The organism is Halalkalibacter okhensis (assembly GCF_000787375.1).
Classification (GTDB): Bacteria; Bacillota; Bacilli; order Bacillales; family Bacillaceae_D; genus Halalkalibacter; species Halalkalibacter okhensis.
The window spans coordinates 1-10,216 of record NZ_JRJU01000072.1 but is presented as its reverse complement, the minus strand read 5'-3'; the positions used below and the strand labels follow the sequence as shown (position 1 = coordinate 10,216).

The window sequence follows — 10,216 nt, the reverse complement described above, 5'->3', positions numbered from 1 at the left end:
TGTTGCTTCCTCCATCATATCACAGCAACGGATTAGATGGAGATATGACCAATGACTTCATGGACGGAAGTTACAAGTATCATATCACAGCAACGGATTAGATGGAGATATGACTAAGGTAATCCTTAGTCATTATGATTTATCATATCACAGCAACGGATTAGATGGAGATATGACCGCTGTGAGAAGAGCTTCAGAGATTATTAAATCATATCACAGCAACGGATTAGATGGAGATATGACAACTTCTTTAACATACATTCGATAAACGCCATCATATCACAGCAACGGATTAGATGGAGATATGACTATTATACACAACCTCCTTTTGACCATCATATCACAGCAACGGATTAGATGGAGATATGACGAGCTCACAAGGGCAATGTAATGATTACGAATCATATCACAGCAACGGATTAGATGGAGATATGACATCACACTTTCCACTTTATATGTCAAACCGATCATATCACAGCAACGGATTAGATGGAGATATGACTGATTTGTTGACGCCGAGAAGAAGCATCCGATCATATCACAGCAACGGATTAGATGGAGATATGACCGGTGGATTCATCGAAATCTTTCGCAACCTATCATATCACAGCAACGGATTAGATGGAGATATGACCCTTCACATACGTGAATAATTCCTTTCATATCATATCACAGCAACGGATTAGATGGAGATATGACTACACATTAGAGAACCGTTGATGCTATTGAATCATATCACAGCAACGGATTAGATGGAGATATGACTCCGGCGTGCCTACGGCTATATTGTTTGCGATCATATCACAGCAACGGATTAGATGGAGATATGACGCCTACTGACTCTAATATTCATTGCTAAAATCATATCACAGCAACGGATTAGATGGAGATATGACTGTCCACATTACTATTATAAACAAAAGAATCATATCACAGCAACGGATTAGATGGAGATATGACAATAGGTCATCTCACTGACCAAATATTTCATCATATCACAGCAACGGATTAGATGGAGATATGACCCTTAATCAAGATGCGATTGAAGAGCAATTATCATATCACAGCAACGGATTAGATGGAGATATGACTTCCGATCATAAAAGTAATGATAATGCCTTATCATATCACAGCAACGGATTAGATGGAGATATGACTAAATTGTCACCATCTAGGCTAATAGCTTCATCATATCACAGCAACGGATTAGATGGAGATATGACCCTTGCTTGATCTATAATCATTAGCGTTATATCATATCACAGCAACGGATTAGATGGAGATATGACGCATTGCCGATAATGAATTCCTTGTCCAATATCATATCACAGCAACGGATTAGATGGAGATATGACACTAGTACACGAGGGACAGGTACGTTGACCCACTTACTGACTTTGGAATAGTGTGAAAATCACCTTTTAACATAACTTTTTAAAAAGGTGGATAACTCCCTTTATACAGGGGATTATTCACCTTTTTTGTGTTATACACAACGTCTGCATAGCTGGGACGAGGAACCTAGTATAGAAAATAAGTTAAATAAACAGAAAAAAGGCCATCGTTTTCATTGTAAAATGGAAGTACCTATCACAGAACTTCCAATATTACTACCCTTCCCAAGGAGATGAAAACAATGGCATATAGTTTATTTAAGCATATTCAAGGTAAAAAAGGAAGTCGATGGGCAGAGTTTGTACGAGAGACAGGAACAGAAAATCTAATGCTAGTGGCAATTGATGCAGCGAAGTTTACGCAAAAAGCTTTGATATGTACTTTTTATGGGGATATTCTAGTCAAACCATTTGAGTTTGATGCATCTCTTACGGGTTTTGAGTATCTTAAAAGGATCATTCAATCAGAAAAAGATAAATACAAATTTACAGAAGTCGTTGTGGGGATCGAAACAACAGGGCATTACTACGAGGACTTAGTTCGTCGCTGTCATGCGGATGGCTATCATGTTCGAACCTTAAATGCAGCTACAACTGCCGAGGAAAGAAAAGCACTTTTAAATTGGTCTAAGACAGATAATTTAGATTTAATGGTGATTGTTCAATCCATGATCAACGGCCGTGGGACATCTAACGTGGGTCGGAGGGACAGGTCCCTCGACCCATCTCCAAAAGAAACTATACCTTTTTGATTAGATCTTTAGTATGATAATAACGACATCCATAATTTAGGATGATAATAAGTTTCCTTCCAATTGAGTAGAAGGCATCTGAAGTTATGGTCTAATCGTATGGCGAACATGAAAAGACAGAGGAGGAACAAAAAATGGGTGTTCTTTATATTTATACTAATTTGCGAGATGTTCTGGAGATTTCAACTCCCGTGATAGCCTTGTTTCTATTGATTACATTGGTTACTACAGTGAACATGATCGTTTTTCTAATCAAACCCCGATTTCCTAATCAATTAATAGCGGTACTGCTTGGAGCTTTCAATATCGCAGCTGGCCAAATTTATAAGAATCATAGAAAAAGAGCGATCTTTTTTTATTTGGTCTTTGTTGGAGCTTTTATAGGTTTGGTTGTAATTCCAAATCATTCAGTCGTCGCATCAATTATTATGATTGCTTATATTGGTTCATTTATTGATGTGTGTTTTTCCAACTACCGAAGGAAACGAAAGAAGTTCAGGGGTGCTGCAGGAAGTGTTGGCCTTGGTGATGATCGCGGGTACGATGTGTTGGATCAAGTGATGGATGATATGGACAGGCAGTTTCAAGATGACAGTGCATCTTATTCGGATCAGAATAATTGGTAGAGGGTCATGGAGGGTCATGGGGACAGGTCCCTTGACCCGATAGATGGTTCAAGGAAAGATATTAACGTATAGTCCGGTCCAGGTGGATAACTGCCTCTTTATTATTAGAGTTATCCACCTTTTTTGTGTTATCCACAATAGTTTGCGGAAGACATCGTTTGTTAAAGCAGATATCCACAATGAATTTCTGCTGGGACAGGTCCCTTGTCCCTCTGTCCCTGAATAATTATTGAGCGCTTTCACATACTATAAATTCATTTTCATTACAGGCTTGAGGATAATAATTTATAGAAATGAGGGAGTTATGGTGAAGGATCATACAATCTATATCCGCTTGCACCATCGCGTGAAAATCAGTCCTAAAAAGAAGGTGTCTTTAAATGATATTGCCCAGTGTATTTTTCCTGCTCACGTAGATCAAAGTTTATGTGAAGTGCCATTTTATCAAGTTTCTGAAGAGGATGGACGTCTTGTTATCATTGATATTCTTCAGGTCATTCGATTTATAAAAAAACGACATCCGGATCTTGAAGTAAGTAATCTAGGGGAGAATCATACGATCTTAGAGGTGTCTTATCCTATGAAAACACCTTCTGTCTTCTTAGTTGGTTTTGTTTGGATGCTCCTATTTTTTGGTTCGGGTCTGGCCATTATGCATTTTCATGAAGATGTGAATATGCTCGCGGCACATCAGAAAATATACACGATCCTGACTAATCATGAAAGTGAACATCCGTTTATTTTGCAAATACCCTATTCGATTGGACTTGGGTTAGGGATGATTTTATTTTTTAATCGAGTGTTTAAAAAGAAATTTAATAATGAGCCTAGTCCATTAGAAGTGGAAATGTTTAATTATCAGCAAAACTTAGATTTATTCACGATCCTAGAAGAGCGGGACGGTGAAAGGAAATGAACCTTGCAAAAGGGGCGCTGCTCATCGTTACGGGTTTTGCTGAGGGGCTTGTATTAGGAGCAGGAACAGTCGCTTTTTTAACGGTTTTAGGTGTGATTCAACGTTTAATCAAAATGACAAGAACGTACCAGTACCTTCATACCTATCAATGGGCGGTAATACTCGGATCGTTATGCTGGACGGTCTTTGCGCAGTTGGACCTTCGCTTTTATTTGCCATCTGCGTCGGCGGCCGTATTTGGTGTGTTTTCAGGAATGTTTGTTGGGATGCTTGCGGCTGCGCTGGCAGAAGTCTTAAATGTTCTTCCGTTACTGGCTAAGCGAATTGGTGTAGTCGATAAGGTCATGTGGCTGTTATCGGCAATCATCAGTGGGAAGGTCGTAGCGTCCTTGGTGTATTGGCTTATTTTAAGTCCATGAGGTGGATTTGTGGTGGGACGAGGAACCTGTCCCCATGTCCGAAGAAAGTGGTAAAATGAAGGGAAATGATTGAACAAAGGGGGCGGAGTGATTATGAAAAAGGTAAACACCCGCGAAGTACTGATTCAAACAACTGCACGTTTGCTTCAGACGAATGGGTATGTTGGAACAGGGTTAAATGAGATTATTAAACAAAGTGGGGCGCCAAAAGGATCTATTTATCATCATTTTCCTGATGGGAAGGAACAATTAGCTGTGGAAGCAATAAATTGGACAAAGGGGAATGTCACTAGCTTTATCCAAAAGCAGTTAAACCTTTATGAAGATCCAATTGAGTCCATTCAGCAGTTTATTTTAGATAGTGCGGGCCGTTTTGAAGAAGATACATATTTCAAAGGCGTTCCAATAGCTGCAATTGTATTGGAAACATCTGCGTCTAGTGAAAAACTAAGGGAAGCTTGTAAGGAAGTGTTTGATGCGTGGCATCGTATTTTTGCTGAAAAATTAATAAGCAATGAGTATACAGAAGAACAAGCTCATAAGCTTGCTTTAACTGTAAATTCAATGCTTCAGGGAGCTTTAGTTGTTTCGTTAGCACGTAAAGATGCGGAGTCTCTCCGAACGGTAGCTGAAGCGATTCCTGTACTTTTTAAAAAATAGTTTGTCATATTTTATGTCATTTTGTCCAAAAGACTAACGTTTATGATAGAATGGTTTCATAATCTTCGTATTTGTCCTTTCTTATGTTGATGAAGGCAAATGCTTATCTGTCTCGGCCTTTTCAGTTAAGGTCAAGGTAGACCAAAAATATGTAGACCGGTCTAGTTTTTTTGTTTAGTTTTTAAGATAGGTACCAACATTACTCTTAATAGGGGGATTATCATGCACAAAGTAGAAGAAATCCAAGCAGCGAAGGACTATATTCAATCGAAAACATCCGTTGTTCCTACGATTGGAATGATTTTAGGTTCAGGGTTAGGGAGCCTTGCCGATGAAATTGAAAATCCTATCACAATTCCTTACGAAGACATTCCGTTCTTTTCAAAGTCGGATGCAGAAGGACACGCCAACGAGTTAGTGATCGGTGATTTGGAAGGCAAGAAAGTTGTTGCTATGAAAGGGCGCTATCATTATTACGAGGGCTACACCTTAGACGAAGTAACATTTCCGGTACGGGTTATGAAAGCGTTGGGGGTAGAAAATCTTGTAATTACGAATGCGTGCGGAGCGATTAATACAGGTTTTAATCCAGGAGAGCTCATGCTTATTACAGACCATATCAACTTAGTTGGGACGAATCCGCTTATAGGAAAGAACAACAGTGAACTTGGAACAAGATTTCCTGATGTTTCCCAAGTATACAACCAGGAATTAAGAGAGATTGCGATTAAGGTCGCGAAAGAGAAGGGAATTACGTTGCAGGAAGGTGTGTACTCTTGGTGGAGCGGTCCAGTCTATGAAACACCAGCTGAGATTCGAATGATCCGTGTCCTAGGTGCAGATGCAGTGGGAATGTCAACTGTTCCGGAGGCTACCGTAGCGGTACATTCTAATTTAAACGTACTAGGTATCTCTTGTTTAACGAATATGGCATGCGGTATATTAGATCAGCCATTAAGCCATGATGAAGTGATTGAAGTCGCAGGTCAAGCTAAGAGTAAGTTTGTAACTCTCATTAAAGGGGTTCTCATTGAGATGTAGTTTGCTAATCCAAATGTAGATTAGCTTCTATAATCATTTTTCTGTGTATTTGGAATTCAATAAATTATATGTGAAAAGAGGGTTAAACCCCCGATAGGAGGAATCGGCTTGGTAGGGATTTTATGGGGATTATTCGGCTGTGCAATGATTATACTTGCGTCTATTTTATTGTCGGAGAACAAGAAGGAAATTAATATCCGTACTGTAACGATTGGTTTTATTTTGCAGGTGGTCTTTGGATTCTTAGTGTTGCGCTGGGAGACGGGGAAAAATATTCTGCAATTTGTCTCTGGAGGAATCAATGATTTAATTAACTTTGGGCATGAGGGGATTGCGTTTGTATTTGGTTCTTTGTCTGATCGAGAAGGACCGGTTGGGCATATTTTTGCGATAAATGTTTTAGGGATGATCATCTTTTTAACCGTCTTAATCGCACTTTTGTACCACTTTGGCATTATGCAATACATCGTTAGAATTATTGGTGGATTTATTTCAAAAATGATGATGACCTCATACTCCGAATCTGTTGCAGCAGCTGCTAATATATTCGTTGGTAACACGCAGGCGCCTCTTGTCGTGAAACCGTATATTGCTAACATGTCTAGATCCCAGATTTTCTCTGTAATGGTTGGGGGATTAGCTTCGGTTTCAGGTGCTGTGTTAGTCGGGTTAGCAGCAATGGGAATTCCAATTGAATACCTGCTATCTGCAGCGATTATGTCAGCGCCAGCAGGGTTAATGATTGCCAAGTTTCTGATTCCGGAAACGGAGCCTATTAACAGCAAAGAGTGGCAAATTGTTAATGAAAACATGAACGAAAACAAGGAAGACACCAACGTATTGGATGTCATTTTTGAAAATTCAAAAGAGGGATTGCATTATGCGATTAACATTGGCCTCATGTTAATTACGCTAATTGGGTTAATTGCATTGGTCAATGGTGTACTTGGTTGGGGCGGATCCCTGTTTGGAGCTGGGAATCTGTCACTAGAGTTCATTTTCGGTTATGTGTTCTCACCTATTGCTTTTATCATTGGGATTCCTTGGAATGAGGCTGTGGTGGCAGGGAATCTGTTAGCACAGAAGCTGTTATTGAATGAATTTGTTGCCTTTGCTTCGTTTTCGACGGAACTAGATAACCTATCGGAGCGTACCATTGCCATTTTAACATTTGCTTTAAGTGGATTTGCTAACTTTGGCGCGGCAGGGAGTATCGTCGGCATGCTTTCAAGAATGGTACCAGAGAGGAAGAAAGAGATTCAAAAATTAGCGATGAAAGCTTTAATCGCAGCAACATTAGCGAACCTATTAAACGGTGCAATAGTGATGGTGATGATGTGAGTTAGGTAGGAGTGGGTCGGGGGGACAGGTTCCTTGTCCCACTTACTGCTTGTGGACTAGTGAAAAATTAACTTATATCATAAAGGCTTTAAAAGGTGGAGACCCCTGTATTTGTGCAGAGGGTAATCTGCCTTTTTGTGTTATATACAATGGGCTGCGGATGGGACGAGGGACCTGTCTGCATACCTCGGGTTCGATTAAGCTACTTTTAATACTTTGAAGAAACCAATATTCTCTTTGGTATAATAATTATGTACAAAGTCACTATCTAAAGTTGCTAAATAATCAAAGTGATTTTCTGCTGCTAAGGCTAAATGAAAAGCATCATAAGGGGATAATTGGAATAATTTTATATAAGATGAAGCCGCCAGTTGGGTACTAAATCCGGAATCAGGAGTTAGAACCTTAAATCCAATCCCCTCTACAAATGCATTGTAGCTGTCTACACTTTTATTATAGTAATGGTGTAGTGGATCCCTATCCAGAGGAAAACGGATTTTGTACTGTTTAAGAAGTTCTTCGATTGAATAATGCAACTGGCCTGTTCTTATTAAATCATCAAGTTTTGATTTGGGTATTAGTGAGGTTAAGCGTTTTGCTGTTTCAAAATCATTTAAAACGTCAAGCTCTTCGGCTGTGGGAGTAAAGGATCTTCCTTTTTCACGTTTCAGTATCTTGTGGGTAAGTGCCAAAACATTTCGTATTTCGTTTTTAAATAAATTATGAACAACTTCGCTCATAACTAAGTTACTAATAGCAACGCAATCAATGCCATCTTTGTCCCATTTCTCCATAATGTTAGCGACTTTATCCCCTCTTGCATCCTTTGAGTCTAGATAAGCCAAAATAAAACAAGCATCCATATAGATTGATGCTTGTGTAAAATCAATATCAATCATTTCTTCAAACTCTATAACAATATTACTAGTCATCATTTCCCTTCCTTTGAAAGTTCTACAAGACCTTTTGAAGTAATGGATGTTACAGCAATTTTGTTCCTTAAAGAATGAAACTTAGAGTGGTTATTTTGAATTGATTCTTCTACCTTTTGTCATCCAATGGCGTAATAATTTGATTCACAGTAATCACTCCTTTAATAATTTTAATATTATTAAAGAGTTTATTTCTACAGTTTTCCATTAAATTCCTCCTTTAAAATATAAAATGTTTTTTAGATCAGTATGCCCCTTAAGGCAAAAAATAAAACTCGAGGGGCGGAGGGACAGGTCCCTTGACCCAATAGATGGTTTAAGGAATAAATATGTAATGCTTTGTCCAGGTGGATGTGGATATATTACAATTTACTATTCAGGCGGGTGGATAACTGCCTCTTATACAGTAGGTTATCCACCTTTTTTGTGTTATACATAACAGTCTGCGGGATTGATCGATTTTGTTAGTAGCTATCAGCTGGGACGATGAACCTGTCCCTCCGTCCCCTGAAAGCAATGGGATGGGTTCCATGCTGACGTAACTAATTGATACCAATGTAGATGTATATGTTTAGTTTCAATGAAGCGTTTATCGATGGTTAGGGAAAAGATATTAAAGTTTTGTCCGGGTGGATAACGTCCTCTTTATATAGAGGGTTATCCACCTTTTTTTGTGTTACACAACGGTCTGCCGAATATAACGATTTTAGTGGGACGAGGGACCTGTCCCTACGCCCCGTTGAATAAATTAAATAGTCATAAATAACCAATATATTGTAAAATAGGATTATATTACTTATCGAGCTGGAGGGGATATAGGTGTTTTATACTAAAGAGGTTGTGGTCTCAAAAAAGTTCTTTTCTAGATATAAGACGATTTCCGATGCAATCCTAAATGAAGCCTCAGGTACGAAAATTATAGTAGAGCCAGGAACGTACCATGAAAGTCTTGTCATTGATAAAGACATTGAATTAATCAGCAAAGGGCTAGCTGGTGAAGTAATTCTAACGAGTCAAAACGAAACAACCCTTCTGATAAAGGCAAAGAATGCGAAGGTTCGTGGGCTTACCATACATCAACGAGGATTCGTTAAAGAGAACGTACATTTTTTTGCGGTTGATATAAAAAGTGGTGCGTCGATTTTAGAGGATTGTGATATTAAATCAGACAATGGACATGGAATCCGTATTATAAATAAGGACACTAATCCAGGTATTGAACGATGCAATATTCGTGATTCTTTTGGAGTTGGTTTATTTATCTCAAAGGATGCAAACCCTACAGTACAAGGTTGTAAGATTTATCAAAATAAGCAGAATGGCATTTTAGTGCAAAGTGCAGGTGGTACGATTGAGGATTGTGAAATCTATCAAAATACGTATGACAATGTGCTAGTCAGCCTGGAAGGAAATCCCGTTATAAGGAGGAGTAAGATTTATAAGGGAAGTAAAAGTGGCATTTGGGTAAAAGAGAAGGGTTTGGGAAAAATTGAAAAATGTCAAATTTATGAAAATAGTTATTCGAATATAGTAATTGGGAGTGAGGCGGACCTAGTTATAAGTGAGAGTGAAATTTACGAGAGCCGGGAAAGCGGTATTTGGGTTAAAGAGAACGGACGGGGTAAGGTTGAAAGTTGTAACATTTATCGAAATACGAATGGAAACATTTCTATTGTTAGTGGTGGGAATCCTCTCATAAGAAGGAGCAAAATGTATGAAGGGGAAAAAGAAGGAATACTGGTATCAAAAAAAGGGCTTGGTACGATTGAGGATTGTGAAATCTATCAAAATAAGCATTCTAATATCGCCATTACAGATGAAGGAAATCCTCTTATAAAAAGAAGCAAGATATATAAAGGGGAGACGAATGGTTTAATTGTAAGCGACAAGGGCCGAGGTACAATTGAGAATTGTGAGATTTACGAAATGAAGTATCCAAGCGTTGTCATTAAAAAGCAAGGAAATCCCATGATAAGGGGATGTAAGGTTTACGACAACGAAAGTGTAGGACTTTGGGTAAAAGAGAACGGAGAGGGGACCATTGAGAATTGTGAGATATTCAAAAACAGATCTGAGAATGTAAAGATTGAAAGTGAAGGAAATCCGGTAATTAGGAGGAGTAAGATTTACGAGAG

The 10,216-nt window shown here is 38.7% G+C and carries 9 protein-coding genes and 1 CRISPR repeat array; of the genes, 8 read left to right on the top strand and 1 reads right to left on the bottom strand.

What is annotated here, in order from left to right; translation table 11 throughout:
* Window positions 1-13: 13 nt before the first annotated feature.
* Window positions 14-1,355: a CRISPR direct-repeat array (repeat unit 36 nt; unit sequence ATCATATCACAGCAACGGATTAGATGGAGATATGAC).
* 281 nt (window positions 1,356-1,636) lie between these two features.
* The 7 genes from LQ50_RS23790 (at window position 1,637) to LQ50_RS23760 (ending at window position 7,149) form a co-directional block, all read left to right on the top strand.
* Window positions 1,637-2,146: an IS110 family transposase gene (locus LQ50_RS23790; RefSeq protein WP_237563790.1), complete on the top strand. Its 510-nt coding sequence runs from the start codon at window positions 1,637-1,639 to the stop codon at window positions 2,144-2,146.
* 134 nt (window positions 2,147-2,280) lie between these two features.
* Entirely contained in the window at window positions 2,281-2,772 is a 492-nt protein-coding gene (locus LQ50_RS23785; protein ID WP_034634164.1) for a hypothetical protein, read from the top strand.
* A 304-nt stretch (window positions 2,773-3,076) separates the two neighbouring features.
* Entirely contained in the window at window positions 3,077-3,688 is a 612-nt protein-coding gene (locus LQ50_RS23780) for a stage V sporulation protein AA (RefSeq protein ID WP_034634162.1), read from the top strand.
* A complete protein-coding gene (locus LQ50_RS23775; protein ID WP_034634161.1) occupies window positions 3,685-4,107 on the top strand; it encodes a stage V sporulation protein AB in 423 nt (140 codons plus the stop codon). Before LQ50_RS23780 ends, LQ50_RS23775 begins: the two co-directional genes overlap by 4 nt.
* A gap of 93 nt (window positions 4,108-4,200) precedes the next feature.
* Complete coding sequence (locus tag LQ50_RS23770; protein WP_034634160.1) at window positions 4,201-4,767, top strand: TetR/AcrR family transcriptional regulator; 567 nt, start codon at window positions 4,201-4,203, stop codon at window positions 4,765-4,767.
* Between the two features lie 222 nt (window positions 4,768-4,989).
* Window positions 4,990-5,808, top strand: a complete 819-nt coding sequence (locus LQ50_RS23765) for a purine-nucleoside phosphorylase (protein ID WP_034634159.1) — start codon at window positions 4,990-4,992, stop codon at window positions 5,806-5,808.
* A gap of 108 nt (window positions 5,809-5,916) precedes the next feature.
* The gene (locus tag LQ50_RS23760; protein WP_237563789.1) at window positions 5,917-7,149 is read left to right on the top strand and encodes a NupC/NupG family nucleoside CNT transporter; all 1,233 of its coding nucleotides are present in this window, start codon (window positions 5,917-5,919) and stop codon (window positions 7,147-7,149) included.
* Window positions 7,150-7,346: 197 nt separating this feature from the next.
* Here the strand turns inward: LQ50_RS23760 and LQ50_RS26150 are convergent, their stop codons facing one another.
* On the bottom strand, window positions 7,347-8,081 hold the full coding sequence (locus LQ50_RS26150) for a hypothetical protein (RefSeq protein ID WP_052144936.1): 735 nt from the start codon (window positions 8,079-8,081) through the stop codon (window positions 7,347-7,349).
* 819 nt (window positions 8,082-8,900) lie between these two features.
* Here LQ50_RS26150 and LQ50_RS23750 point away from each other — a divergent pair.
* Window positions 8,901-10,216 (top strand): right-handed parallel beta-helix repeat-containing protein (locus tag LQ50_RS23750; protein ID WP_034634158.1); only part of this gene is annotated, 1,316 nt, incomplete at its 3' end.